This window comes from Dyella humicola, from assembly GCF_026283945.1.
In the GTDB taxonomy this organism is placed as follows: Bacteria; Pseudomonadota; Gammaproteobacteria; order Xanthomonadales; family Rhodanobacteraceae; genus Dyella; species Dyella humicola.
Genome location: NZ_JAPDPC010000001.1, coordinates 2,686,975 through 2,712,032, shown reverse-complemented (window position 1 = coordinate 2,712,032; position 25,058 = coordinate 2,686,975). Strand labels below are relative to the sequence as shown.

Below are 25,058 nucleotides of genomic sequence, written 5' to 3'. Positions count from 1 at the left end.
GCACTCCGTGTCGAAGCTTAAACGCTCTCGATTTGCCGTAGCCGTGACCCGATCTTCTTCAAGAGGAAATGCAGATGGACCCGAGCAACTTCGACCCGGCCCAGCTCGACTGGGAAAAAGGCGATGGCCTGCTGCCCGTCATCGTCCAGCACTGGCTGAGTGGCGAAGTGCTGATGCTGGGCTATATGAATGCGCAGGCATTGACGACAACGCTGGCCACGGGACGGGTCACGTTCTTCAGTCGCAGCAAGCAGCGCTTGTGGACCAAGGGCGAGACGTCGGGTCATGTGCTGGTGCTGAAGTCCGTGCGCGCGGACTGCGATGCCGACACCGTGCTGGTGCTAGCCGAGCCGCACGGACCAACGTGCCACAAGGGCACCAGCAGCTGTTTTGGCGACGACGTGACGCCACCGCTGGGCTTCCTTGCTGAATTGGACGCACTGGTAGCGCGCCGCCATGCCGAACGGCCATCGGGCAGCTATACCACCAAGCTGTTTGAAGGCGGCATTCGCCGCATGGCGCAGAAGGTGGGTGAAGAAGGGGTGGAGACCGCTCTTGCCGCGGTCGCGCAGGATGATGCCGCCTTGCTTGGCGAATCCGCCGATCTGATCTTTCACCTGGTCGTGACGTTGCGCGCCCGTGGGCTGGGCTTGGGCGATGTCGCCGCCGTGCTGGCCGAGCGCCACGCGGAGCGGGCGGCGTCATAACCTTCAGGGCATGTCGGTCCTGCGGGCGACGACGAAGGGCTAGCGCCGCCTTAACGGGGACTGTGATTGATTCTGCATCAGGCACATTCACGCGTCGGGGTAGCGTCATGCGGGTCGCATCTGCCAGTTTCGTACTGGTACACGCGCACCAGGTTCGCGGGCGTCAGGTCGTGAGTGCCTTCCCAGGCGTTGGATCCGTCGTCCGTTTTTGCGGTGTGAATCCCTCTTTCAGCTGAGCAGTCCTGCACGGCGTGGAGCAAGCGACCTGCCTTGGCAGACCGCACGACCCAGCGTCCGCGACACGAGGAACGTTTTATGGCAGATATCGCTGTGATTGGTGGTGGTGCCGCGGGGGCGGCGGCTTTCGGCGAGTTGTTGGCGCAATGCCATGACGGCACAGTGCATTGGATCGTCGGCCCGGAAGCACCCGGGCGTGGCGTGGCCTATGCGACGCGCGACGATAGGCATCTGCTCAACGTGCGGGCGTCGAGCATGGGTATCTTCCTTGAGCAGGGCGAGGAGTTCATCCAGCACGCCTCGCGTCAGCTTGGGCAAGTGAAGGGCACCGATTTCCTGCCGCGACGGCTGTTCGGGGATTTCATCCAGGCCCAGGTCGGCGCGCGTATCGATGCCGCCCGCAAGGCAGGGCACAGTTTCAGGATTCATCCAGAGAGCGCACGCGAGCTCTTGGGTCGCCCAGGAGGGGGCTATGCTGTGCGCATCGATGCGGATCGATGGCTCGAGGTCAGCCACATCGTGCTTGCGGTCGGTGCGCTCGCGCAACGTCCTTTGCGGACGGTATCGCCAGCGGCGTTGTCCAGCGGCGCCTATGAGCTCGATCCCTGGCGACTGGACCGACGTGTGAAGGCGCCGCGTCGCGTACTGGTCATCGGTACGGGATTGACTGCGGTGGACGCCTTGTTGTCGGCGTCGATGCAATGGCCGAACGCCGAGCTCGTTGCGGTATCGCGACATGGACTGTTGCCATGCACGCATGCGCCCTTGCCGTTGGCGTCCTATCCGCAGCAGGAACAACTCAACCAGGCCCTGCTGGCGTGCGATGGCGTGGCACCCATGGTGCGCCTCGTGCGCAAGGCCATGGAGGACGTGCCGGATGTCGATTGGCGCAGCGTGATCGACGGCATGCGTCCTATCAACGCGTTGCTGTGGCAGCAGTTGAGCAACGATCAAAGGCGGCAGTTCCTGCGTCACGCGCGATGGATCTGGGAGGCTTCCCGGCATCGCATGGCGCCAGCATCTGGCCAGCTCATCCATCAACTGCAGGAGGAAGGGCGCCTGCAGGTCCATGCGGCCCGCGTGCTTGAAGTGGAAGGTGCTGCACCGTTGCAGGTCACCTTGCGCGAGCGTGCGACGCAATTGGTCAGTACGTTGGAGGCCGACCTGGCGATACAGGCGACGGGGCTGGATACCGCTGTCGCCTACGGCGCCCACGATCTGCTATCCCAGTTGTTGCGTGACGGGCTGGCCGTCGCCGACCCGCTTCAGCTCGGTGTGCTCGCCAGGGCCGATGGACAGTTGCTTGGCGAATCCGGCGAGCCGCAAGGAGGCTTGTACGCGATCGGTTCGCTATTGCGCGGAAACCTGTGGGAGTGCACGGCGATGCCCGAGATACGCATCGCCGCGCATCGCCTTGCGGCGCGGTTTTCCGAGCGGGGTGCGGCTGCGCGAGAAAGCGTGGGCGATGGCCACAGCGGCTGATGCCCGTGTGTAGCGGGGTGATGTCGCTCAAGGCGCCGACATGAGGTCATGCCATATTGCGATTTCGCATCGTCAAGCCCCGACGGTAATCTGGGGGTTCGTTCATCCGCAGGAGGCGTCATGAAGAAGTTCCTCACCGTGTTGCTGCTCACCGCAGGCATGCTGGTGACCGCGGCTGCGGCAGCCAAGGATGTCACCCTGCTCAACGTGTCCTACGATCCCACGCGCGAACTCTATCGTCAGATCAACAGCGCATTCGTCGCGCAGTGGAAAGCGCAGCATGGCGACAATGTCACCATCCAGATGTCGCATGGAGGATCGGGCAAGCAGGCGCGCTCGGTGGTTGACGGCTTGCCCGCGGATATCGTCACGCTTGCACTGGCCTACGATATCGATGCCATCGCCGACCATGGCCTGATCGCCAAGGACTGGCAGCAACGGCTGCCGAACAACGCGTCCCCTTATACCTCCACGATTGTCTTTCTGGTGCGCAAGGGTAATCCCAAGGGCATCAAGGACTGGGCGGATCTGGTCCGGCCCGGCGTGCAGGTCATCACGCCTAATCCGAAATCCTCCGGTGGCGCGCGCTGGAACTTCCTAGCCGCCTGGGGTTACGCGCTCAGGCAACCCGGTGGCAGCGACGCGACGGCAAGGGCATTCGTGCACGACCTCTACAAACATGTGCCGGTGCTCGATACCGGCGCGCGTGGCGCTACCAACACCTTTGTCCAGCGCGGCATCGGCGACGTGCTGATCGCCTGGGAAGACGAGGCGCTGTTGGCGCGCAAGCAGGTGGGCGGTGACGCCGTCCAGATCGTGGTGCCATCGATCACCATCCTTGCCGAACCGCCGGTCGCCGTGGTCGACAAGAATGTGGACAAGCGAGAGTCGCGTGCGGTGGCACAGGCCTATGCCCAGTTCCTGTATTCGCCGCAGGGGCAGGACATAGCCGCCAGGAATTTCTATCGTCCCCGCTCTGCGGATGTGGCGAAGCAATACGCCAGCCAATTTCCGCCGACCAACACCTTCACCATCCAGGAAGTGTTTGGCGACTGGCGGCAGGCGCAGAAGAAGTTCTTCGACGAAGGGGCCATCTTCGATCAGATCGGCACGGGAAACTAAGCGACATGCGGCACCGGGTGCTTCCTGGTTTCGGCATCAGCCTCGGCTACGCGCTGGCATACCTGGGGCTGATCGTGTTGCTGCCGTTGGCGGCGCTGGTCTGGAAGGCATCGGGTATCGGCGTGGAGGGACTGATTCGTCTGCTCAGTACGCCGCGCACGCTGGCGGCGCTGCGCTTGAGTATCGGCGGCGCCTTGCTGGCGGCTTTGTTCAACGCGGTCATCGGATTGCTCGTTGGTTGGGTGCTGGTGCGTTATCGCTTTCCGGGAAGGCGGCTGTTCGATGCGCTGGTCGATCTGCCGTTTGCCTTGCCAACCGCGGTGGCGGGCATCGCGCTCTCCACGCTGTATGCGCCGAACGGCTGGCTCGGCAAGTGGCTCGATCCGCTTGGCATCAAGGTGGCCTATACGCCGCTCGGTGTATTCGTGGCGATGGTCTTTGTCGGCTTTCCCTTCGTCGTGCGGACGCTGCAACCCGTGCTGGCGTCGCTGGAGCGTGACGTGGAAGAGGCGGCCGAAAGCCTTGGTGCGCAGCGCTGGCAGACGTTTTTCCGGGTGATCCTGCCCATGTTGGCGCCGACCCTGTTGACCGGCTTTGCGCTGGCCCTGGCGCGGGCGATGGGCGAGTACGGCTCGGTGATCTTCATCGCCGGCAATCTTCCGATGCATTCGGAAATCGTGCCGCTGTTGATCGTGCAGAAGCTCGAGCAGTTCGACTACGCCGGCGCTGCCGCCCTAGGCGCGGCCATGCTGCTACTTTCATTCGCACTGCTCGTCATCGTGGCACTGCTGCAGCGCTGGAGCGGTCGCTGGGCGGAGCGTAGTCGATGAAGGTGCCGTTGCCTTCCCGTCCCGTTGGCTGGCCGCGGCGTCTCGCGCATGCCGCCTTGATCCTCGTCGCGCTGGGGTTCTTGGTGCTGTTCCTGCTGTTGCCGCTGGCGACGGTTTTCGTGGAGGCGTTTCGACAGGGTGCTGCCGCCTATGTCGTCGCGATCAAACAGCCGGAAGCGCTGGCGGCGATTCGGCTGACCTTGATCGTTGCGGCCATCGCTGTACCCCTGAACCTGATTTTCGGCATCGCTGCGGCCTGGGCCATGACGCGCTTCGAGTTTCGCGGCAAGGCGCTGTTAGGCGCCTTCATCGACCTGCCGTTCTCCGTCTCGCCGGTGATCTCGGGCCTGGTCTATGTGCTGCTATTCGGCGCGCAGGGGTGGTTCGGGCCGTGGCTCGATAGCCATGGCGTGAAGATCATCTTCGCCGTGCCAGGACTGGTGCTGGCGACGATCTTCGTTACCTTGCCCTTCGTCGCCCGCGAGTTGATACCGCTGATGGAGGCTCAGGGGAGCGAAGAGGAGCAGGCGGCGCGCGTGCTTGGCGCGAGCGGCTGGCAGATGTTCTTTCGCGTGACCTTGCCTAATATCCGCTGGGCGCTGCTGTATGGCGTGCTGCTGTGCAATGCGCGTGCGATGGGCGAGTTCGGCGCCGTGTCCGTGGTGTCGGGCCATATCCGCGGCCTGACCACCACCATGCCGTTGGAAGTGGAGATGCGCTATAACGAATACGACTACGTCGGTGCGTTCGCCGTGGCTTCGCTATTGGCCCTGCTGGCCCTGATCACGCTGGCCGCCAAGACCCTGCTGGAATGGCGCTATGGCGACGAAATTGCCGCGCACGCGCCCGGTGGACATTAAGGACGTTGCATGCCGTTGGAACTGTCCCATCTGAACCGCCGTTTCACCGAGTTTGCCGCGTTGGACGATGTCAGTCTGACGATTGCACCCGGTGAGTTTCTGGCACTGCTCGGCCCCTCGGGGTCGGGCAAGACCACCTTGCTGCGCATTCTGGCTGGCCTGGACTGTCCGGACAGCGGCACGGTTTTGAAAGGCGATGAAGACTTTCTCGCCACACCTGCGAGGCAGCGCCGGATCGGCATGGTGTTTCAGCACTATGCGTTGTTTCGCCATCTCACCGTCACCGAGAACATCGCCTTTGGCTTGCGTGTACGGTCGTGGCGGTCGCGCCCGTCGCGTGCCGACATACGCGGGCGGGTGGATCGTCTGCTCAAGCGCGTGCAGCTGGAAGATTTTGGCGGCCGCTACCCGTCGCAGTTGTCAGGCGGCCAGCGGCAGCGCGTCGCGCTGGCGCGCGCACTGGCCGTGGAGCCCGACTTGTTGCTGCTGGACGAACCCTTTGGCGCGCTGGACGCCCAGGTGCGGGTGGCGTTGCGGCGCTGGCTGCGCGAATTGCATGAGGAGCTGCAGCTCACTACGGTCTTCGTCACCCACGATCAGGAAGAGGCGCTCGAACTGGCCGACCGCGTGGCGGTGATGAACCACGGACGCATCGAGCAGGTGGGCGCGCCGGAAATCATCTATCAGCAGCCCGCCACCCCCTTCGTGTGCGAGTTCATCGGCAAGGTCAATCGATTCACGGTAACGCGGAACGGCGAGGGATTCGCTGCCGCTGGCTGGGCGCCCGATGGTGACCCGTGGGAAGGACGATTTACCGAGGCGCGAGCGTATGTGAGGCCTGAGCAGCTACGCGTGGCGGTCCCTTCGTCACAGCCGGCGTGGGAGGCACGCCTGCGTCATATCTATCTTGCTGGCAGCGTGGCCCACCTCGATCTGCATGTGCCCTCGCTGGATCAGGCGCTGGAGGCCGACGTGGCCAGCGAAGATCTGTCCCGCCTCGGACTCCATGCAGGCATGGAGCTACGGGTGGCGCCGCGTAGCGCGGTGCTGTTTCCGCGTGACGCGAGCGGCGCGACGATCAACGAAGAGCGCTGGCTCTGGCACGCGGCTCACCGCGTACACGCGTAATCGAGTCAGTGCGCCGCCGTCGGGCCCGCTGGCGTCGCTGACGAAGGCGCAGGTTTGAACGCCACGGCTGGACCTGGCGTGATGTGCTTGCGCCATAGCGCCAGCTGATCGGCGATGCCGGCACCTACGTCCATCTGTGGTTCGGACGGGGTGAGCTTGTCCTTCTGTTCCCATTGCGCGATTTCGCCGGAGGCCTGCCTGAAGGCCTCCATGAAATCGGGCGTTCGATTCAGCGCATCGACCAGCCAGGCGCGACCGAAATAGGTGATGTCCGAATCGGAACCGCAACCAAACGAGCTACGGTCGGCGCGAGCCGCGGTGAGCACGAGCGTGCCAGGGCCATGCAGGGTCGGTACGAATCCGCCCGAATAGCAGGCGTTCACCACCACCACTTTCCACTTGAAGGGACGCTTCTTCAGAATATCGCCGAGGTCGGGCGCCGCGATCTGGTCCAGCGGCAGCGGATCCATATCCACCAGCAGGCTGTGGTCTTCGCCACCGTGCGTCGTGAGGTAAACCAGCAGGATGTCCTCATCCGGCTTCATCACGTCGGCGAGGCCGTCCAGCGAGGCCTCCAGGTTGCTCCAGGTGGCCAGTGGGTGCTTCTCCAGCGAGTTCGGATTGTTTTCCAGCACCAGCACATGCGTGCCTGCACCGAACCGCTCCGGAAAGAGCTTGGCAGCGTACTCGGCTTCGTTGCGGAACACGTCCTCGCCACCGTCGGCGCCGAAGGCAAGCACGTAAAGGTTGGGGCGGCCAGCGATGCGCGGTCCCAGGCGGGCCAGTGCCTTTTGCAGCATGTCGCGCTGGCCATAGATCACCTGCTCAGGCGACGGTGCCTTGTTTGGCCAGTTGTCGGTGGAGTCGGGGGCGTCGTTGCCGTCATCACCTGCCGTCGTGGTGGCGGGTGCGGGCGCGGGCACGGAGCGCACTTCGGCGACGGTGCTCTTGCCGTCGGCTGGTCTGGCAGGTGGCGACGCATGGCGCGCAAGCCCCAGCATGAGCAGTACCCCGGCAGCGAAGGCGAGCAGGGCAGTGAGTGCGGTACGCATGAAGGTGGCTCGCGCGGAGGTCAGAGGACGATGGCGTCGAAGTCAGCATAAGCGGGATGGCGCGGTGCGTCGGGTATCGCCAGGGGAGCGCGCAGCAGCCAACCCGTGCGCAAGCCGGCGGCCTTGGCGGCGTCAAGCTCTTCCACGATGTCGGAGAGAAACAGGATATGTCCCGGCAGCTCGCCGATGGCCGCGGCGATCTTCTCGTACGAAGCCTGTTCCCGCTTGGGGCCCGTCTCGGTGTCGAAGTAACCCGAGAGCAGCGGGCTCAGGTCGCCGGCCTCGCTGTAGCAGAAGAACAGCTTCTGCGCGGGAACCGAGCCTGAGGAGTAGATATAGAGGTGAAGGCCGTCGGCACGCCAGGCATGCAGTTTTGCCCCGACTTCCGGATACATATGGGCGCGAAAATCGCCGCTCTCGTAGCCGTCCTTCCAGATCATGCCCTGCAGCGCCTTCAGCGCCGTGGACTTGCGGTCCTGGTCAATCCAGCCCAGCAGCAACTCGATCACCTCCTGCCGGGGCGCCTCGATAATCCCTGCCTCCTTGGCCGCCTCGTGCAGCCAGTGCTGGACTTCGGGCGTATCGCCATGGGTTTCCACGAACGCCGGCAGGCGCTTGTGCGCATAGGGGAACAGCACGTCCTTGACGAAGCTGATCGAGCTGGTGGTGCCTTCGATATCGGTGAGAATGGCGCGGATAACGGTCATGCGGAGAACCAGGGAGCGGGGGCCACAAGCTTACCCGCCACCACGGTCGCCGCCTACCATACCGCCCGCGACGCGGGCCTCAGACCGTGGCTTGCGGCGTCATGCGGGGGAACCGTTCGGCGATATCCTCGCCGGTGAACTGGGCCACCCAGCCGTCCTTGTTGGTGAACAGCCGGATCGCCACGAAATACGGCGACTCGCTCATGTCGAACCAGTGGCGCGTGCCATCCGGGACACCGATCAGGTCGCCCTGCTCGCAGAGGATGTCGTAGACCTTGCCCTCCAGATGAAGGGTGAACTGGCCGGCACCTGCGACGAAGAAGCGCACTTCGTCCTCGCTATGGGTGTGTTCGCTGAGGAACTTCTGGCGCAGGGTGGCGCGATCCGGATGGTCCGGCTTGAGGCTGATCACGTCGACCGCCTGGTAGCCTTCCTCCGCGATCAAACGATCGATATCCGCGCGATACGCCGCGATGACCTCGTCCTGGCTGGCGCCCGGGGCGATCGGCTGGCTGGCTTCCCATTGCTCGAAGCGCACGCCGACCTTGGCCAGCTCGTGGGCGATGTCCGCGTGATCGGTATGCACAGACAACGGCGTTTGCGGCAGGGTGTCGTTGAAGATGCGCAGGCGGCTCATACGGAAAGACTCCTCAAGTCCATTTCGCAGCCAAGCAGGAATTCGAGTGCTTCCAGATGGCGACGTGTCTCGGCCATGTCGCGACCCCAGGTATAGATACCGTGGCCGTTGATCAGGTAAGCGTGCAGCGGTCGGCCACTGTCCAGCCAGGCATCGACCTGCGCCACCAATTCAGGCATGTGCTGCGTGTTGGGGAATACCGGGATCGCCAGTTCGCTGTCATGCGTGGTCTGGCCGGCGATGGCTTTCTGCAATTCCCAGCCCGCAAGCGTCACCACGCCTTCGCGAGCGAACAGGCGGGAAGCCACGCTCTGCGTGCGCGAATGCGTATGCAGTACGACGTTCATTTCCGGCAAACGGCGATAGATCTGCGTATGCAGCTCGGTTTCCGCGCTGGGGCGCGCCGACGTGCCGACGGCCTTGCCCTGCATGTCGATCAACATGATGTCGGCACGACCCAGGCGACCCTTGTCGCGGCCCGATATGGTGATGGCCGCGTGATCGTTGTCGATACGCATGGAGAAATTGCTGCTGGTCGCAGGGGTCCAGCCGGCGGCGGCAAGCTCGCGCGCAGCATCGGCGATGGCATCGGCGCGCTGGGCAAACAGCTCGGGCGAGATGGTGGCGGGAAGAGCCTGACTCATGGCGAATGGACGTCCAAATGAAGGGGCACTATAACACGCTTGTTTTGTGCAATGCGGCGAAAATGCGATTCGTTCTCACGATGCTTTTTTCGAGCGAGTAGCATTCGGCCAAGATCCGCCGCAGACGCGGTGGATAAGGGTGTTTCACTTGACGGAGAGTTCAGCCATGTCGCATGAAAAAGATATCGAATCGCGTCGTCGTTTTCTCAAGGCTGCTGCAGGGACCGCTGCCGCTGCCGTCATGATTGGTGGCCTGCCGCGTTTCGCGCGCGCTGCCGATTTGCCGCACCTGTCTGATTCAGATCCAACGGCCAAGGCACTCGGTTATGTCGAGGATGCCAGCACGACTACGGATGCCAAGCGCAAACCCGGCGACACCTGTGCCAACTGCCAGTTCTACTCCGGCGGCCCGACCGGTTTTGGCCCGTGCCAGCTGTTCCCGGGCAAGGCCGTCAGCGCAAAGGGTTGGTGCGTCTCGCACGCAGTCAAGAAAGCCTGATCATTCGTTGCGCGTTGAAGCATTGCAAGGCCGGCCTTCGTGCCGGCCTTTGCTTTTTCTGATTCAGTCACTGAGGCATGCAGCTTCAGCGCGAATGCGCGAAGCTTTTTGAAATCACTGAAGGGCAACTTCAACCGAAGAACTCGGTGAGTAGAAGATGCTGCCCAGACGCGTCAGGCCGAGGAGCTGACCCGCCTGACGCGCCGGGCGGCAATCCGGGGCCCACTGCCAAGTGATATACCCGCGGAGCACAGATGATACTCCCGGCCAGCGGTCTTGGGGCCTGTGCCGCCAAAAAAATTATCGAAAAAGTCTCGTTAAATTCAATAATTACAATGAGTTATGGTGACATTCGAGACTTTGCATCACGAATGACCACGCCGCGGTGGCTATTCATCATCTGGGACGTGAATAGCCTGTTCCCTGACGTTCGAAGGAATTGCCCGCCGTTGGCGGGCAATTCGCCGTGGTCACTTATTCAGCTGGGCGCGTAGCCGGCTGTGGCGGATGCCGTAGCCGAAATAGATCACCAGTCCGCCGACGGTCCAGGCAATCATCAAGACCCAGTTGAACCAGTCCATGAAGTACAGCAGTGCGAGGCAACTGAGCACGCCGGCCGGGCAGATGACCCAGGCCCAGGGCACACGGAATCCGCGCGGCAAATGCGGCGCCGTGTAGCGAAGGATCAGTACGCCGGAGCAGACCGCCACGAACGCGATCAGCGTGCCCATCGAGGTGAGATCAGCCAGCAGGTCCAGCGGAAAGATCGCCGCGAGAAGGGCAATGCCGGTGCCGGTGATCAGCGTGTTGATGTGCGGCGTGCGATGACGGGGGTGGATGCGACCGAACACCGGCGGCAACAGGCCGTCACGCGACATGACCATGAAAATGCGCGGCTGCGCGATGATCATCACCAGGATCACCGACGACAGGCCGATCAGCGCGCCAATCTCCACGATCCAGCGCAGCCAACCGAGTTCAGGGTGCACGCGGATCGCGGTGACCACCGGCTCGCTGGTGCCCAGCTGTGTGTAAGAGATAAGCCCAGTCAAAACGGCAGCCATGGCCAGATAGAGCACGGTACAGATCACCAGGGACACCAGGGTGCCGAACGGCAAGTCCTTTTGTGGGTTCTTGCACTCCTGGGCCGCGGTGGAAGTGGCTTCGAAGCCGATATATGCGAAGAACACCATGGCGGCGCCGCGCATGATGCCGGACCAGCCGTATTTGCCAGTCCCCTCGGCCGCGGGGATAAACGGGTGCCAGTTGGCCGGATCGACGTAACGGTAGCCAGCCACCACCACCACGATGATCAGGCCGACCTTGAGTGCCACCATCAGCACATTGAGGCCGGACGACTCGCGAATGCCGACATAGCAAAGCCAGGTAAGCGCCGCCACGATCGCCACGGCAGGCAGGTTGATCAGGTGCCCAGTGGTGACGAGATGCCCATTGGTATACGCCAGCGGTGCTTCGGTAAGGGCTATCGGCAGATGGATGCCGATATTGTCCAGCAGGCTGGTGAAATACCCCGTCCAGCTGGCCGCCACGGCGGAGGCCGAGATGCCGTATTCGAGCACCATGTTCCAGCCGATGAACCAGGCCACCATCTCGCCAAGGGTGGCATAGGCGTAGGAGTAGGAGCTGCCGGAGATCGGGATCAGCGTGGCGAACTCGGCGTAGCACAGCGCCGTGAAGCCGCTGCAGATCGCCGCCAGCATGAACGAGATCAGCACAGCGGGGCCGGCGTGCTCGGCCGCGGCCTGGCCGGTGACGACGAAGATACCGGTGCCGATCACCGCGCCGATGCCCAGCGCGGTCACACCCCATGGGCCGAGCGTGCGGCGAAGCGCGGGCCCATGCGAATCGTCGGCGTCAGAGAAGTCGGTTTTACGGGCGAATAACTGCTTGAGCATGGGGCAACAACCTGGTGAAGCGTTGGTCGTGGGGGCGGCATGCCGCCATCGGTCAAAACGAGAGGGCCGGCACTAGGCCGGCCCTTCGTGTCGAATCAGGAGTTCTGCTTGCGCAGCTTGCTATGGGCGTAGCCGTAGCCGAAATAAATCAGCATGCCGACCGTGGTCCAGCCCAGCATCAGCGGCCAGTTGGCCTGGAACGACTGCCAGAACAGATACAGGCAGATCAGCGAGCCAAGCACGCTAACCACCCAGATGCCGGGAACACGGAACGAGCGCGGCAGGTCCGGTCGGGTGTAGCGCAGGATCAGCACGCCGAGGCAAACCGTGGTGAAGGCCAGCAGCGTACCCATGGAGACCAGTTCGCCCAGAATGCTTACCGGGAACAGGCCGGCGAGCACGATAGCGGCGAGGCCGGCGATGATGGTGGCGACGTGCGGCGTGCGGTGCTTGGCATGCACCCGCGAGATGGTCGGCGGCAGCAGGCCGTCCTTCGCCATGCTGAAGAAGATGCGCGAGGTGCCCAGCAGCATCACCAGGATCACCGAGCTGAGGCCAGCCAGCGCGCCGAACGAGACGATCGCCTTCAGCCAGTTGAGCTCCGGATGGATGCTCAGCGCCGTGGCCACCGGCTCCGGCGTGCCCAGGATGCGATACGGGGCGATGCCGGTCAGGGTCAGCGCCATCGCGATATACAGCAAGGTGCAGATGAACAACGAGCCCAGGATGCCGATCGGCATGTCGCGCTGCGGGTTCTTCGCCTCGCCGGCTGCCGTCGACACCGCGTCGAAGCCTACGTAGGAGAAGAACACCAGCACAGCAGCGCGGAAGATGCCGCTGGTGCCGAAACGGCCCGGACCTTCCGCCGGCGGAATGAACGGATGCCAATTGGCCGGATCGATGTAGCGGAACGCGAATACCAGGAACAGCAGGATCACCACCACCTTGATCGCCACGATGATCGAGTTGACGAACGTCGACTGGGTGATGCCGCGATAGCACAGCATCGTCAGCGCGGTCACGATGAGGATGGCCGGCAGGTTGATGATGGTGTTGGTGCTGACCAGGTAGAAATGCTCGGAGAACTTGGCCAGGATCTGTTGGCCGGCCATCAGGTGGTTGATCTGGCTGCTATCCATGAACGCCAGCGGCGCGGACGCCAGGCTTGGGGGCAGCGACAACGACAGGCCGGTCCAGTGACTGAGAATGGACAGGCATTCGTTGAAATAGCCCGACCAGCCCGCCGCCACCGTGGCGACAGCGAACAGGTACTCGAGAACGAGGTTCCAGCCAATGAACCAGGCGACGATCTCGCCCAGCGTGGCATAGGAATAGGCGTAAGCGCTGCCGGAGACCGGAATCATCGCGGCAAACTCGGCGTAGCAGAGGCCGGCGAAGGCGCAGGCAATACCCGCGACGATAAAGCTGATGACCAGGGCCGGGCCGGCGTGTTCCGCAGCAGCCTGGCCGGTGATGACGAAGATACCGGCGCCGATCACCGCGCCAATGCCTAGCATGATCAAGTGGCGAGCGGTCAATACGCGCTTGAGGCTGGCTTCGCCTTGCAGGCTGTCGTGGGGCAACTCGCCCGCGTCGACGTGTGGCGACGCCTGAATCGGATGCGTCGCGAACAGGTTTTTCAGCATATCTCTCCCCTACAGCCTTGTTTTCGTTCTTTACCGCATATAACCGTGCCAGATGTCACGGTTGGCTCGTCGCTACCCTGGCAACGACGGAGAACCATAGCCCAGCGGGGTGTGGGCGTACAAGTTGCACTGCGGGCAGGACCGGGCGCGCCTGTAGGGCGCTGGCGATCGTCCACGCGTGCTCTGGGGAATGTCTGAAATAATGTCAGGCCGCCGCATGCTAGGGTGCGGCGCCGCATGGTCCTGGGGCATCACATGAGCGTGCTACTTGCGCAGTTTCAACATTACGGTCGGCAGTGGCCGGGAGAACAGGACACGCGGCATTTTGTTGAGCTGCTCACGACCCGCCCGCACGCTTTTGAGAGGGGATGCTTGGATGCTCATTTCACCGGCTCGGCCTGGTTGGTCAGTGCGGACGGAGAGCGTGTGTTGCTCACGCATCACCGCAAGCTGGGCCGCTGGCTGCAGTTGGGCGGGCATGCCGATGGTGATACCGATCTGGCCCGTGTCGCATTGCGCGAGGCGGAGGAAGAGTCCGGGCTCGACGATCTGAGCGTGCTGCGGGAACCGTTCGATCTCGACCGACACCGCATTCCCGCACGCGGCGATGAGCCGGAACACTGGCACTACGACGTGCGCTACGTGGTTCGCGCTGGAGCGAATGAGCAGTTCGTGCTCAGCGAAGAATCGAATGCGCTGACCTGGCGCTCGGTCGGGGAGATTGCCGACGATCCCGCCAGCGACGCCTCGTTGCGTCGTATGGCGCGCAAATGGATGCTGCGCGGGTGAGTCGATCCAGCTGAGTGGGGTCTCAGTCGGAGTACCGCGCGGGAGCCGGGTTCAGATGCCCGCATTCCACGCACGTGCGCGACTCGATCGAGCGATAAAAGCGCTCGAATACCGGTGGGAAATCGTGCTCGATGCTGTCCAGCGTGAAGTATTCCTCGTACAGCTTGTGGTTGCAGCGTTCGCAGAACCACATCAGGCCGTCCTTCTCGCCGGCCAGGCGCTGGCGTTCGATCACCAGGCCAATCGAGTTGGGCATGCGTTGCGGCGAGTGCGGCACGCAAGGCGGCAGGTAGAACATTTCGCCGGCCCGGATCGGGATGTCACGCAACACGCCCTCATCCTGCACTTTCAGCACCATCTCGCCCTCGAGCTGGTAGAAGAACTCGGGACCTTCTTCGTAGTGATAGTCGGTGCGCGAGTTGGGTCCACCGACGATCATCACGATGAAGTCGCCATCGACGATGCACTTGTTGCCCACCGGCGGCTTGAGCAGGTGCCGATGTTCGTCGATCCAGCGCTTCAGGTCGATGGGAGGCAGCAGGGACATGGGGCGTTCCGGCGGTAGAGTGGCAACAAGATAGTGCGGTAACCGGTTACGGGGAAAGATGGCTAGTCGATCCAGCGGCCTTCGTGCACGATGGACAGCAGGCGGGCCAACTGGGTCGGGACGTCCAGACCTTCGGCGCGGATCCAGTCCTCGTTGTAGTAGGTGTCGCGATAGCGGTCGCCACCGTCGCATATTAGCGTGACCACCGGGCCGTGCTCGCCACCGGCCTTGAGCTCGGTCATCAGCAGCAAGGCGCCCACCAGGCTGGTGCCGGTAGAACCGCCGCAGCGGCGGCCAAGCAGTTGCTCCAGCACACGCAGTGCGGCTATCGAAGCCGCATCCGGTACATGCAGCATGCAATCGATCACGCCGGGCAGAAAGGACGGCTCGACCCGCGGGCGGCCAATGCCCTCGATGCGGGTACCCCGCGTCAGCTGCAGACTCGCGTTCCTGCTCACGTAATAGTCGTAGAACACCGAGAACTCCGGATCGACCACGGCGAGACGCGTCGGCGCGTGATGCGCCGAGCGATAGCGTAGATAGCGCCCGATGGTGGCCGAGGTGCCGCCGGTACCGGCGGGGACCACGATCCAGCGTGGCTCCGTGTCGGGCTCGCCTTGCAGCTGGCGGAAGATCGATTCGGCGATATTGTTGTTGCCGCGCCAGTCGGTGGCTCGCTCGGCATTGGTGAATTGGTCCATGTAGTGGCCGCCCAGTTCCGCTGCCAGCATCTGCGGGGCGCGGTAGACATCGGTGCCGTCGATAAAATGGCAATGGCCGCCAAAAAATTCGATCTGGGCGACCTTGTCGCGCGAGGTGCTGCGCGGCATCACCGCAAAAAACGGCAGGCCGAGCAGGCGCGCGAAATAGGCTTCGGAGATGGCGGTGCTGCCGCTGGACGCTTCGATCACCGGGCGGTCCGCATCCAGCCAACCGTTGCAGATGGCGTAGAGGAACAGCGAGCGGGCCAAGCGATGCTTGAGACTGCCGGTGGGGTGGACCGACTCGTCTTTCAAATACAGGGGGATACCGGGAAAGGCGGGCAGGTCCAGGCGAATGAGATGGGTGTCGGCCGAGCGATGGGCTTCGGCCTCCAGGATTTGGATCGCGCGGCGGGTCCATGCGGCATGCATCGGACCAGGATGGCACTCACGTCGATGCCAGGCCTTGATGTGGATCAGAGGCGGCGCTTCTATTTCCTCTCCCCTGCGGGAAGAGGATTGAGGTGAGGGGCGGGTGCTCGCGATGGCGCTGTAAAAGAGCCGGCTCTGAACCGGTGTGGTCGCAAGACTGACCCCTCACCCCAGCCCTCTCCCCGGAGGGGAGAGGGCGCTAGAAGCCTTAGACTTCCAGCGTGGCCAGGTCGCCCTTTTCCTCCAGCCAGGCCTTGCGATCACTGGCGCGCTTCTTGGCCAGCAGCATGTCCATCAGCTTGATGGTGCCGTCGTCACCATCGACCGTGAGCTGCACCAGGCGGCGCGTATCGGGGTGAATGGTCGATTCGCGCAGCTGCGACGGATTCATCTCACCCAAGCCCTTGAAGCGGGTGGTGCTGACCTGTCCCTTCATCTTTTCGCGCTGGATGCGTTCGAGCATCGCGTTCTTTTCGTTTTCGTCCAGGCAGTAGAACACCTGCTTGCCCACGTCGACGCGGAACAGCGGCGGCATCGCCACGAAGACGTGGCCTTCGCGTACCAGGGTGGGGAAGTGACGCAGGAACAGCGCACTGAGCAGGGTGGCGATATGCAGGCCGTCGGAATCCGCGTCGGCCAGGATGATGACCTTGCCGTAGCGCAAGCCGCTGAGGTCGTCCTTGCCCGGATCGCAACCGATGGCCACGGCGAGGTTATGCACTTCTTCGGACGCCAACACCGAGCCGGACTCGACTTCCCAAGTATTGAGGATCTTGCCGCGCAGCGGCAGGATGGCCTGGAACTCCTTGTCGCGCGCCTGCTTGGCGCTGCCGCCGGCGGAATCACCTTCCACCAGGAACAGCTCGGTACGGCTGAGGTCGGTGGCGGTGCAATCGGCCAGCTTGCCGGGCAGGGCCGGGCCCTGGGTGATCTTCTTGCGGATGACCTGCTTGGCCGCCTTCAGGCGTGCGCTGGCGCGCTCGATGGCGAGCTGCGCGATGCGTTCGCCCAGTTCGACGTGCTGGTTGAGCCACAGGCTGAAGGCGTCGTGGATCACGCCTTCGACCATGCCGGCGGCCTGGCGCGACGACAGTCGCTCCTTGGTCTGGCCGGCGAACTGTGGGTCCTGCAGCTTGGTCGAGAGCACAAAGGCGAGGCGCTCCCATACGTCTTCCGGCGCCAGCTTCACGCCGCGCGGGAGCAGGTTGCGGATATCGCAGAATTCGCGGATGGCATTGGTGAGGCCGGAACGCAGGCCGTTCACATGGGTGCCGCCCTGGGCGGTGGGAATCAGGTTGACGTAGCTCTCCTGCACCAGCTCGCCTTCCGGCAGCCAGGCAAGCGCCACGTCGAGACCATCGGCCTCGCGCTGCACGTGGTGCACGAAAAGTTCGGCGGGAATCGCTTCGGCGCCGTCGAGTTCGTCGCGCAGGTAGTCGCGCAAGCCATCCTCGTAATACCACTCGTTGACTTCCGTACTGGCTTCGTCGGTGAGCTTGACGCTGAGGCCCGCACACAGCACGGCCTTGGCGCGCAGCAGGTGGCGCAGCTTGGAGAGCAGGATCTTCGGCGAGTCGAAGTACTTCGGGTCGGCCCAGAAGCGCACCGTGGTGCCGGTCTTCTTTTTCGGCACCGTGCCGATGATCTCGAGATCGCTGACGCGGTCGCCGTGTTCGAAGGCCATGCGGTATTCGTTGCCGTCGCGGCGAATGGTGACTTCCACGCGGCTCGACAGCGCGTTCACCACTGACACGCCCACGCCGTGCAGACCACCTGAGAAGTTGTAGTTTTTGCCGGAGAACTTGCCGCCTGCATGCAGGCGGGTAAGGATCAGCTCGACACCCGGGATGCCTTCCTCGGGATGGATATCCACCGGCATGCCGCGGCCGTCGTCGGTCACTTCGACCGAGCCGTCGCTATACAGGATCACGTCGAGCGACTTCGCATGGCCGGCGATGGCCTCGTCCACCGAGTTGTCGATGACCTCCTGCGCCAGATGGTTCGGGCGGCTGGTGTCCGTATACATGCCGGGGCGGCGCTTGACTGGGTCAAGGCCAGAGAGGACTTCAATGTCGGCGGCGTTGTAGCGACTGCTCATGCGGGAAGGTTCGGCGGGGTTAGACAGGGGAGGATGGGTTGCCGGGGGGCGGGAGGTCAAGGGTTTCCCGGAGCACCCCTCTCCTGTGTGTGCAGGAGCGCACCCAGTGCGCGAAAACCCTATCCCTCAAGAGAACCCGGCGCGGCGGTGACGACTTGCCTCGGCGGTCGCGCACTGGGTGCGCTCCTACCGGGGATTGCCATCGATCAAAGGGGAGCGCAGTGGCGTTCGAGCCAGGCCAGGTCGGCTTCCTCCAGCAACGGCGCCAGGGCTCCCCGCACGGTGGCGTGATAGTCGTCCAGCCAGGCGCGTTCCTCGGGGTTGAGCAGGCCGGGTTCCAGCGCACGGCGGTCAAACGGGCATAGGGTCAACGTTTCGAAGGCATAGAACTCGCCGAACTCGGTCTTGTCGGCTTCGACCACCACGGCGAGGTTTTCGTGGCGGATGCCGTGCCGGCCGGGCTTGTACAGGCCGGGCTCGATCGACGTGATCATGCCGGGCTCCAGCGCCACCAGGGCAGCCCCTGAAACCGGTGGGCGAATACCCTGCGGCCCTTCGTGCACATTGAGGAAGTAGCCCACGCCGTGGCCGGTGCCATGACCGTAGTCCATGCCACTGGCCCATAGCGGGGCGCGAGCCAAAGCGTCGAGCTGCGGGCCGCTGGCGCCCTTGGGGAAACGGGTGCGGCTGAGCGCGATCATGCCTTTCATCACCAGGGTGGCATCGCGGCGTTGCTCGGCGGTGGTTTCGCCGAGGGCCAGCACGCGGGTGATGTCGGTGGTGCCGCCCTGGTATTGGCCGCCGGAGTCGACCAGCAACAACCCCTGTGCTTTTAGCGTGCAGTGCTGCTCGGGCGTGGCGCGGTAATGCGGCAGGGCACCGTTGGCCTGGTAGCCGGCGATGGTGGCGAAACTTTCGCCAACAAAATCCGGCTGCGCCGAGCGTTCTTCGCGCAGCAGCGTGTCCACATCCAGCTCGGTCTGCGTCATGCCTGCGGTGAGACGCTCTTCGAGGCGACGGAAAGCGCGCACCAGCGCCGCACCGTCACGACGCATCGCGTCGCGCACATGGTCCAGCTCGGGCTCACTCTTGCGCGCCTTGAACAGGGTGGTGGGGTTGGCTGCCTCGATGGTGCGCACCGCCGACGTGAGCGCGCCAGCAACCGCAACCACGACGCGGCCGGCGTCGAATAGAAGGCGGTCCTTCGGCTCCAGCTCGGCGAGGGCGTCGATAACCGTCGCATAGTCGGCGATGCGGATACCGTCAGCCGCCAGGGCGACTACCAGGGCGTCGCTTAGCTTGCCCCGGTCCACGAACAGCGTGGCGTGCCCTTCGGCCTGCACCAGCAGATGGGCAAGAAAGACCGGATTGCATTCGACATCGCTGCCGCGCAGGTTGGTTAGCCAGGCAATGTCGTCCAGGCTCGATAGCAGATGGTGGGAGGCTTCCAGCTTGCGCATCGCCGTGCGCAAGCGCCCGAGCTTGTCGGCGCGTGACAGGATGGCGTAGCGGGCCGGGTGTTCGACGATGGCATCAAGAGGCAGGCCGGGGCGGTCGCTCCAGATCAGTCCCGGTAGGTCCAGGTCCGTGCGCAGCCCGGCGCCGATGCTCTCGAGCCGATGTTCAACTTGCCGGGCGGTAGCCAGCGAGATGCTGTCGCCGGCGACAGCAAGCGTCTGGCCCGCTTGCAGGTTCTGCTGCAGCCATTCCAGGTGTTCCGGCGCATGTGCAATGCGCTGCTTCATCAGGTCGATGCCGCTGCCGGCCAACTGCTGGGTGGCCTGGGCGAAGTAGCGCGAATCCGTCCATAGCCCCGCATGCGTCGCGGTGACCACCAGGGTACCGGCCGATCCGGTGAAGCCGGACAACCAGGCACGCGCCTGCCAGTGATCGGGCAGGTATTCCGATAGGTGGGGATCGGCGCTCGGGATAAGGCAGGCAGCGACCTTGTGTTGCTGCATGGATTGCCGCAGGGCGGCCAGTTTGACGGGCGTGGTCTGGTCCATCGCGGCATGTTAGCAGGGCATCGCATCGTGTCTGCTTGGCGTCGCGGTGGACGCTGCGGCTCCTTCTCCCCTGTGGGGAGAAGGTTGGGATGAGGGGCGGGTGCTCGCGATCACGCGACAACCGAGTCTCTCCGCCAGCGTGCCGCTTGCGCAGCGGGCGTTTCGATCGCCTGCCGGCGCTCGAGTCACTTTTCTTTTGCTGGCCCAAAAGAAAAGTAACCCAAAGAAAACGGCCTTAAGAGCTGGTAGCACTCCGTGGGATAGAAGCGTTGGAAGGTTAGCGCGAGCAAATAGCTGGTGACCCAAGGCGAGACACAGCGGCTACCCCGCAACGCGCCAAAGCGGCGAGGACTTAAGGCCGGGTCGGCCGAGGGTCGTGACGTTTGCGGTATCCGGGTGCGCAGATGGCCACCGCACCACCCACGCTTTAAGCCCTCTGCGCCATGGCGCGTTGCGGTGTAGCCGCGGTGTGTAGGCCGTGGGCCGCCACTCATTAGGCTGGCCACGCCGGTCAGGCTCGTATCTCTCGCCATGCTATGAGCTCTAGTTCTTTAGGCCATTTTCTTTGGGTTACTTTTCTTTTGGGCCAGCAAAAGAAAACTGACCCGGACCGCGGCAGCGGTTCGGAACGCCCGCTGCGTAAGCGGCAAGCTGGCGATAACGCTAATAGATGCGCCATCGCAAGCACCCACCCCTCATCCCAGCCTTCCCCCTTGGGGGGAGAAGGGGCAGGGGCGCGCGATGAAGAGATTTTGAGGGAGCTTCATTTCCGCGCAAAAGGAGGTGCTGGCTATTGCATTTGCGTGTCAAGTCGCCGCAGTGCAATGCGCAAGAATTTACCACTGCGACATTCTGTCTCAAGCGCGACCAAATCGGCATGCAAGTCGCTAGGATGCCGCCCGTCCCCACGCCGTACCCCCCGTAGGTTGTCCGTGAAAATGCATGCTCTTCTCTCGCGCTTGCGCTACGCAAGCGTTGGCGCCGCCGTGTTCCTAAGCGGCTGCAACATGGAAGTTCTCAATCCGAAGGGCGATATCGGAGCCCATGAGAAGTCCCTCATCCTGATCGCGCTCGGCCTGATGGCCATCGTCGCGATTCCAGTGATCGCGATGACGCTGTGGTTTGCCTGGCGCTACCGCGCATCCAACAAGCAAGCCACGTATGCGCCGACCTGGGCGCACTCGACCAGGATTGAGGTGGTGGTGTGGACGATTCCCGCCATCATCGTGGCGATCCTCGCCGTGATCACCTGGCAGACGTCGCACACGCTCGATCCGTACAAGCCGTTGGAGTCAACCGCCAAGCCGGTGACGATCCAGGTGGTGGCGCTGGACTGGAAGTGGCTGTTCGTCTACCCAGACTACGGCATTGCCACGGTCAACGAGATCGCGTTCCCGACCGACGTGCCGTTGAATTTCCAGCTCACCTCCGATTCGGTGATGAACGCGTTCTTCATCCCGCAGCTTGGCAGCCAGGTCTACGCCATGGCCGGCATGGAGACGAAGCTGCACCTGATCGCGCGTGAGCCGGGCAACTATGCGGGCTTGTCGTCCAATTACAGCGGCGAAGGCTTCTCGGACATGCACTTCCAGGCCATCGCCACCTCGCAGGACGGCTTCAAGGACTGGATCGCCAAGGCCAAGGCCACGCCGGTCGTGCTCAACGACGAGACCTACCAGGCACTGGCGCAGAAGAGCATGAAGGTGCCGGTGGCCTACTACGGCAGCGTCACGCCGGGCCTGTTTGGAAACATCCTCAACAAGTACATGGGCGGCATGTCGCACGAAGGCATGTCGCACGAGGCCATGTCGATGGACATGGATCACCACGCGGACGGGGACGCGATGTCCTCGCCCATCACCGCGGCAAAGGCAGAGAAGTAAGCCATGTTTGGAAAGCTCACCCTAGAGGCGATCCCGTTCCAAGAGCCGATCATCATGGGCACGCTCGCCGTGGTGCTGCTCGGCGGTCTGGCGCTGCTGGTCCTGCTCACGCGCATGCGCATGTGGGGCTACCTGTGGTCCGAGTGGTTCACCACCGTGGACCACAAGAAGATCGGCGTGATGTACATCATCGTGGCCCTGGTCATGCTGCTGCGCGGCTTCGCCGACGCCATCATGATGCGCGCGCAGCAGGCCATGGCCTCGGCCGATTCGGCCGGCTACCTGCCGCCGCACCACTACGACCAGATCTTCACCGCGCACGGCGTGATCATGATCTTCTTCGTGGCCATGCCGCTGATCACCGGCCTGATGAACCTGGTGGTGCCGCTGCAGATCGGTGCGCGCGACGTCGCCTATCCGTTCCTGAATTCGCTGAGCTTCTGGCTGTTCATGTCCGGCATGGTGCTGGTGATGGTCTCGATGTTCGTCGGCGATTTCGCGGCGACCGGCTGGCTGGCTTACCCGCCGCTGTCGGGCCTCGAATACAGTCCAACGGTCGGCGTGGACTATTACATCTGGGCGCTGCAGCTATCGGGCCTGGGTACCACGCTGAGCGGCATCAACTTCATCGTGACCATCATGAAGATGCGTGCCCCTGGCATGAGCATGATGAAGATGCCCGTGTTTACCTGGACGGCGCTGATTACCAACATCCTGATCGTGGCGGCGTTCCCGATTCTGACGGTGACCTTGGCATTGCTGACGGCCGACCGTTACCTGGACATGCACTTCTTCACCAACACGCTTGGCGGCAACGCCATGATGTACGTGAACCTGATCTGGATCTGGGGTCACCCCGAGGTCTACATCCTGGTGCTGCCTTGCTTTGGCGCGTACTCGGAAATCGTCGCCACCTTCTCGAAGAAGCCGTTGTTCGGCTACACCTCGATGGTCTATGCCACCGCGGCGATCGGCGTGCTGTCGTTCCTGGTGTGGCTGCACCACTTCTTCACCATGGGCTCGGGTGCGAACGTCAATGCCTTCTTCGGCATCATGACGATGATCATCTCGGTGCCCACCGGCGTGAAGCTGTTCAACTGGCTGTTCACCATGTACCGCGGTCGCGTCGAGCTTTCCGTGCCGATGCTGTGGACGATCGGCTTCATGATCACCTTCGTGGTCGGCGGCGTCACCGGCGTGCTGATGGCGGTGCCGGGCGCGGACTTCGTGCTGCACAACAGCGTCTTCCTGATTGCGCACTTCCATAACGTGATCATCGGCGGCGTGGTGTTCGGCAGCATGGCCGCGATCAACTACTGGTTCCCGAAGGCGTTCGGCTTCCGCCTCAATGAGCGTTGGGGCAAGGCCTCGTTCTGGTGCTGGCTGGTCGGCTTCTACGTGGCCTTCGTGCCGCTGTACATCCTTGGCCTCAAGGGCATGACGCGCCGCATGAACCATTACGCCAACCCCGACTGGCAGCCCTATCTGGTGGTGGCCCTGGTCGGTGCCGTGATCATCGCGATGGGCATCTTCTTCACCGTGCTGCAGCTCTACGTCAGCGTGCGTGACCGCAACAAGCTCACCGATCCCAGCGGCGACCCGTGGGGTGGCCGCACCCTGGAATGGTCGATCAGCTCGCCAGCACCTTTCTACAACTTCGCCCTGGTACCGCGGATAGCCGAGCTGGACCAGTTCTGGGAAGACAAACAAAACGGAGTCGCTTACGTGCAGCCTGCCAAGTACGAAGACATTCATATGCCCCGCAACACCGGCATCGGTGTAGTGATGGGCGCATTCGGTACGGTCCTGGGTTTCGCCCTGGTCTGGCACATCTGGTGGCTGGCGGCGGTAGGCCTGCTGGGCATGATCGGTTCCTTCATTGCCCGCGCTTACGACCAGGATGTCGATTACTGGGTGCCGGCGGCCGAGGTCGAGAAGCTGGAGCGTTCGCGCCTGGCGAAGCTGCAGCAGCTCCACACCACGCAGGTCGTGCCGGTGGCACCCTCGCGCCAGAAGGTGGCTTAACCGATGAGCAGTACCGCACTAAGCGCCACCCACGGCGCCTTCGAGGACGTCTCCCACGGCGGGGACGTGCACCATCACGACGACGGATCCAAGACCCTGCTGGGGTTCTGGATCTACCTGATGAGCGACTGCCTGATCTTCTCGGCGCTGTTCGCCACCTTCATCGTGCTGGCCAATGCCACGGCTGGCGGCCCGAGCGGCAAGGAGCTGTTTGAGCTGCCCTACGTGCTGGGCGAGACCATGCTGCTGCTCATCAGCAGCGTCACCTTCGGCATGGCCATGCTCAATATGCATGCCGGCCGGCGCAATAAGGTGATCGCGTGGCTGGCGGTGACCTTCCTGTTCGGCGCCGGCTTCATTGCCATGGAGGTCTACGAATTCGCCCACCTGATCCATGAAGGGGCAGGTCCGAGTCGCAGCGCCTTCCTCTCGTCCTACTTCACTCTGGTCGGCACCCACGGCCTGCACGTGACCTGCGGCCTGATCTGGCTGGTGGTGATGATGGACCAGATGCGCCGCTTCGGCCTCACCGACGCGACCCGTCGCCGCCTGTCCTGCCTCAGCCTGTTCTGGCACTTCCTGGATATCGTCTGGATCTGCGTGTTCACCTTCGTCTACCTGCGGGGAGCCATCTGATGGCCGGCGCTCACCATTCCCATGACGCGACCCAGCACGAGGCCGCCCACGCCGACCACGGCAGCACCAAGTCCTATGTCATCGGTTTTGCCCTGTCGGTGGTGCTGACCCTGGCTTCGTTCGGCGTCGTGATGAGCGGCCTGGTGCCGCATGAGCTGATGATGCCGGGCATCGTGGCCTTTGGCGTGGCCCAGTTGCTGGTGCAGCTGGTGTGCTTCCTGCACATGGGCACGTCGCCGTCGCAGCGCGGCAACCTCAGCATCATGCTGTTCACCCTGCTGATCCTGGCCATCGTGGTGGTCGGCTCGCTGTGGGTGCTGCACAACATGAACGAGAACATGATGCATCCGACATCGCAGATGATGCCGGTGGAGTGATGGCGCGGGGTGGGGGTGGGGCGCATGCCCAACCACTGAGCCGACCCTCCGGCACCTTTAGTTCTCTTAGCTCGATTGCGCGGCGGCCCGTTTGGCC

22 protein-coding genes are annotated in these 25,058 nt (G+C 63.4%); 12 read left to right on the top strand and 10 right to left on the bottom strand.

Features of this window, described 5'->3' with window-relative positions:
* The first annotated feature begins 74 nt into the window (after positions 1-74).
* The 6 genes from hisIE (at position 75) to OUZ30_RS12005 (ending at position 6,366) form a co-directional block, all read left to right on the top strand.
* On the top strand, positions 75-707 hold the full coding sequence (hisIE, locus tag OUZ30_RS12030) for a bifunctional phosphoribosyl-AMP cyclohydrolase/phosphoribosyl-ATP diphosphatase HisIE (protein WP_266182552.1): 633 nt from the start codon (positions 75-77) through the stop codon (positions 705-707).
* A 315-nt stretch (positions 708-1,022) separates the two neighbouring features.
* Positions 1,023-2,426, top strand: coding sequence for an FAD/NAD(P)-binding protein (locus OUZ30_RS12025; RefSeq protein WP_266182551.1), 1,404 nt, complete (start codon positions 1,023-1,025; stop codon positions 2,424-2,426).
* 120 nt (positions 2,427-2,546) lie between these two features.
* The gene (locus OUZ30_RS12020; RefSeq protein ID WP_283255894.1) at positions 2,547-3,548 is read left to right on the top strand and encodes a sulfate ABC transporter substrate-binding protein; all 1,002 of its coding nucleotides are present in this window, start codon (positions 2,547-2,549) and stop codon (positions 3,546-3,548) included.
* A gap of 5 nt (positions 3,549-3,553) precedes the next feature.
* Positions 3,554-4,378, top strand: coding sequence for a sulfate ABC transporter permease subunit CysT (cysT, locus tag OUZ30_RS12015; RefSeq protein WP_266182550.1), 825 nt, complete (start codon positions 3,554-3,556; stop codon positions 4,376-4,378).
* Positions 4,375-5,238 (top strand): sulfate ABC transporter permease subunit CysW, encoded by an 864-nt coding sequence (gene cysW, locus OUZ30_RS12010; RefSeq protein ID WP_266182549.1) that lies wholly within the window; start codon positions 4,375-4,377, stop codon positions 5,236-5,238. Before cysT ends, cysW begins: the two co-directional genes overlap by 4 nt.
* A gap of 9 nt (positions 5,239-5,247) precedes the next feature.
* Entirely contained in the window at positions 5,248-6,366 is a 1,119-nt protein-coding gene (locus OUZ30_RS12005; RefSeq protein WP_266182548.1) for a sulfate/molybdate ABC transporter ATP-binding protein, read from the top strand.
* Between the two features lie 5 nt (positions 6,367-6,371).
* Here OUZ30_RS12005 and OUZ30_RS12000 read toward each other — a convergent pair whose 3' ends face one another.
* The 4 genes from OUZ30_RS12000 to OUZ30_RS11985 all read right to left on the bottom strand — a co-directional run bounded on the left by OUZ30_RS12000 (position 6,372) and on the right by OUZ30_RS11985 (position 9,406).
* The gene (locus OUZ30_RS12000) at positions 6,372-7,418 is read right to left on the bottom strand and encodes a C13 family peptidase (RefSeq protein WP_266182547.1); all 1,047 of its coding nucleotides are present in this window, start codon (positions 7,416-7,418) and stop codon (positions 6,372-6,374) included.
* Positions 7,419-7,438: 20 nt separating this feature from the next.
* On the bottom strand, positions 7,439-8,125 hold the full coding sequence (gene mtnC, locus OUZ30_RS11995; protein ID WP_266182546.1) for an acireductone synthase: 687 nt from the start codon (positions 8,123-8,125) through the stop codon (positions 7,439-7,441).
* Between the two features lie 79 nt (positions 8,126-8,204).
* Positions 8,205-8,762 carry a 1,2-dihydroxy-3-keto-5-methylthiopentene dioxygenase gene (locus tag OUZ30_RS11990; RefSeq protein ID WP_266182545.1) on the bottom strand — a complete coding sequence of 186 codons (558 nt, stop codon included), beginning with the start codon at positions 8,760-8,762 and terminating at the stop codon, positions 8,205-8,207.
* Positions 8,759-9,406, bottom strand: a complete 648-nt coding sequence (locus tag OUZ30_RS11985) for a methylthioribulose 1-phosphate dehydratase (RefSeq protein WP_266182544.1) — start codon at positions 9,404-9,406, stop codon at positions 8,759-8,761. The genes OUZ30_RS11990 and OUZ30_RS11985 overlap by 4 nt, the downstream gene beginning before the upstream one ends.
* A 166-nt stretch (positions 9,407-9,572) precedes the next feature.
* Between OUZ30_RS11985 and OUZ30_RS11980 the strand changes: the two genes are divergently transcribed.
* Positions 9,573-9,905: a high-potential iron-sulfur protein gene (locus tag OUZ30_RS11980; protein ID WP_266182543.1), complete on the top strand. Its 333-nt coding sequence runs from the start codon at positions 9,573-9,575 to the stop codon at positions 9,903-9,905.
* Positions 9,906-10,375: 470 nt separating this feature from the next.
* On the opposite strand, the gene OUZ30_RS11975 is transcribed toward OUZ30_RS11980, so the two are convergent.
* Both OUZ30_RS11975 and OUZ30_RS11970 read right to left on the bottom strand, forming a co-directional pair.
* On the bottom strand, positions 10,376-11,821 hold the full coding sequence (locus OUZ30_RS11975) for an amino acid permease (RefSeq protein ID WP_266182542.1): 1,446 nt from the start codon (positions 11,819-11,821) through the stop codon (positions 10,376-10,378).
* Positions 11,822-11,916: 95 nt separating this feature from the next.
* Complete coding sequence (locus OUZ30_RS11970; RefSeq protein ID WP_266182541.1) at positions 11,917-13,467, bottom strand: APC family permease; 1,551 nt, start codon at positions 13,465-13,467, stop codon at positions 11,917-11,919.
* Between the two features lie 237 nt (positions 13,468-13,704).
* Here OUZ30_RS11970 and OUZ30_RS11965 point away from each other — a divergent pair, with 237 nt between their 5' ends.
* On the top strand, positions 13,705-14,256 hold the full coding sequence (locus tag OUZ30_RS11965; protein ID WP_266182540.1) for an NUDIX hydrolase: 552 nt from the start codon (positions 13,705-13,707) through the stop codon (positions 14,254-14,256).
* A 22-nt stretch (positions 14,257-14,278) separates the two neighbouring features.
* Here OUZ30_RS11965 and OUZ30_RS11960 read toward each other — a convergent pair whose 3' ends face one another.
* The 4 genes from OUZ30_RS11960 to OUZ30_RS11945 all read right to left on the bottom strand — a co-directional run bounded on the left by OUZ30_RS11960 (position 14,279) and on the right by OUZ30_RS11945 (position 20,040).
* Complete coding sequence (locus OUZ30_RS11960; protein ID WP_266182539.1) at positions 14,279-14,803, bottom strand: 3-hydroxyanthranilate 3,4-dioxygenase; 525 nt, start codon at positions 14,801-14,803, stop codon at positions 14,279-14,281.
* Positions 14,804-14,865: 62 nt separating this feature from the next.
* Positions 14,866-15,936, bottom strand: a complete 1,071-nt coding sequence (locus tag OUZ30_RS11955; protein WP_266182538.1) for a PLP-dependent cysteine synthase family protein — start codon at positions 15,934-15,936, stop codon at positions 14,866-14,868.
* 208 nt (positions 15,937-16,144) lie between these two features.
* On the bottom strand, positions 16,145-18,034 hold the full coding sequence (gene parE, locus OUZ30_RS11950; RefSeq protein ID WP_266182537.1) for a DNA topoisomerase IV subunit B: 1,890 nt from the start codon (positions 18,032-18,034) through the stop codon (positions 16,145-16,147).
* Positions 18,035-18,240: 206 nt separating this feature from the next.
* A complete protein-coding gene (locus OUZ30_RS11945) occupies positions 18,241-20,040 on the bottom strand; it encodes an aminopeptidase P family protein (protein WP_266182536.1) in 1,800 nt (599 codons plus the stop codon).
* Between the two features lie 938 nt (positions 20,041-20,978).
* Here OUZ30_RS11945 and cyoA point away from each other — a divergent pair.
* From cyoA to cyoD, 4 genes are read left to right on the top strand one after another with little or no spacing between them, the layout of a single operon-like run.
* Entirely contained in the window at positions 20,979-21,923 is a 945-nt protein-coding gene (gene cyoA / locus OUZ30_RS11940; RefSeq protein ID WP_266182535.1) for a ubiquinol oxidase subunit II, read from the top strand.
* Positions 21,924-21,926: 3 nt separating this feature from the next.
* Entirely contained in the window at positions 21,927-23,948 is a 2,022-nt protein-coding gene (gene cyoB, locus OUZ30_RS11935) for a cytochrome o ubiquinol oxidase subunit I (RefSeq protein ID WP_266182534.1), read from the top strand.
* Positions 23,949-23,951: 3 nt separating this feature from the next.
* Positions 23,952-24,584 (top strand): cytochrome o ubiquinol oxidase subunit III, encoded by a 633-nt coding sequence (gene cyoC / locus OUZ30_RS11930; RefSeq protein WP_266182533.1) that lies wholly within the window; start codon positions 23,952-23,954, stop codon positions 24,582-24,584.
* Positions 24,584-24,961 (top strand): cytochrome o ubiquinol oxidase subunit IV, encoded by a 378-nt coding sequence (gene cyoD / locus OUZ30_RS11925; RefSeq protein WP_266182532.1) that lies wholly within the window; start codon positions 24,584-24,586, stop codon positions 24,959-24,961. The genes cyoC and cyoD overlap by 1 nt, the downstream gene beginning before the upstream one ends.
* Positions 24,962-25,058 lie beyond the last annotated feature (97 nt).

Coding starts and splice junctions, on each gene's coding strand:
- OUZ30_RS12020 (WP_283255894.1), top strand. CDS start 2,547: ATGAAGAAGTTCCTCACCGTGTTGCTGCTCACCGCAGGCATGCTGGTG.
- OUZ30_RS11975 (WP_266182542.1), bottom strand. CDS start 11,821: ATGCTCAAGCAGTTATTCGCCCGTAAAACCGACTTCTCTGACGCCGAC.
- cyoC (WP_266182533.1), top strand. CDS start 23,952: ATGAGCAGTACCGCACTAAGCGCCACCCACGGCGCCTTCGAGGACGTC.
- OUZ30_RS11945 (WP_266182536.1), bottom strand. CDS start 20,040: ATGGACCAGACCACGCCCGTCAAACTGGCCGCCCTGCGGCAATCCATG.
- OUZ30_RS11980 (WP_266182543.1), top strand. CDS start 9,573: ATGTCGCATGAAAAAGATATCGAATCGCGTCGTCGTTTTCTCAAGGCT.
- cyoD (WP_266182532.1), top strand. CDS start 24,584: ATGGCCGGCGCTCACCATTCCCATGACGCGACCCAGCACGAGGCCGCC.
- cyoB (WP_266182534.1), top strand. CDS start 21,927: ATGTTTGGAAAGCTCACCCTAGAGGCGATCCCGTTCCAAGAGCCGATC.
- OUZ30_RS12005 (WP_266182548.1), top strand. CDS start 5,248: ATGCCGTTGGAACTGTCCCATCTGAACCGCCGTTTCACCGAGTTTGCC.
- cysT (WP_266182550.1), top strand. CDS start 3,554: ATGCGGCACCGGGTGCTTCCTGGTTTCGGCATCAGCCTCGGCTACGCG.
- cysW (WP_266182549.1), top strand. CDS start 4,375: ATGAAGGTGCCGTTGCCTTCCCGTCCCGTTGGCTGGCCGCGGCGTCTC.
- mtnC (WP_266182546.1), bottom strand. CDS start 8,125: ATGACCGTTATCCGCGCCATTCTCACCGATATCGAAGGCACCACCAGC.
- cyoA (WP_266182535.1), top strand. CDS start 20,979: ATGCATGCTCTTCTCTCGCGCTTGCGCTACGCAAGCGTTGGCGCCGCC.
- OUZ30_RS11990 (WP_266182545.1), bottom strand. CDS start 8,762: ATGAGCCGCCTGCGCATCTTCAACGACACCCTGCCGCAAACGCCGTTG.
- OUZ30_RS11985 (WP_266182544.1), bottom strand. CDS start 9,406: ATGAGTCAGGCTCTTCCCGCCACCATCTCGCCCGAGCTGTTTGCCCAG.
- OUZ30_RS11970 (WP_266182541.1), bottom strand. CDS start 13,467: ATGCTGAAAAACCTGTTCGCGACGCATCCGATTCAGGCGTCGCCACAC.
- OUZ30_RS11965 (WP_266182540.1), top strand. CDS start 13,705: ATGGTCCTGGGGCATCACATGAGCGTGCTACTTGCGCAGTTTCAACAT.
- OUZ30_RS11955 (WP_266182538.1), bottom strand. CDS start 15,936: ATGCATGCCGCATGGACCCGCCGCGCGATCCAAATCCTGGAGGCCGAA.
- hisIE (WP_266182552.1), top strand. CDS start 75: ATGGACCCGAGCAACTTCGACCCGGCCCAGCTCGACTGGGAAAAAGGC.
- OUZ30_RS11960 (WP_266182539.1), bottom strand. CDS start 14,803: ATGTCCCTGCTGCCTCCCATCGACCTGAAGCGCTGGATCGACGAACAT.
- OUZ30_RS12025 (WP_266182551.1), top strand. CDS start 1,023: ATGGCAGATATCGCTGTGATTGGTGGTGGTGCCGCGGGGGCGGCGGCT.
- OUZ30_RS12000 (WP_266182547.1), bottom strand. CDS start 7,418: ATGCGTACCGCACTCACTGCCCTGCTCGCCTTCGCTGCCGGGGTACTG.
- parE (WP_266182537.1), bottom strand. CDS start 18,034: ATGAGCAGTCGCTACAACGCCGCCGACATTGAAGTCCTCTCTGGCCTT.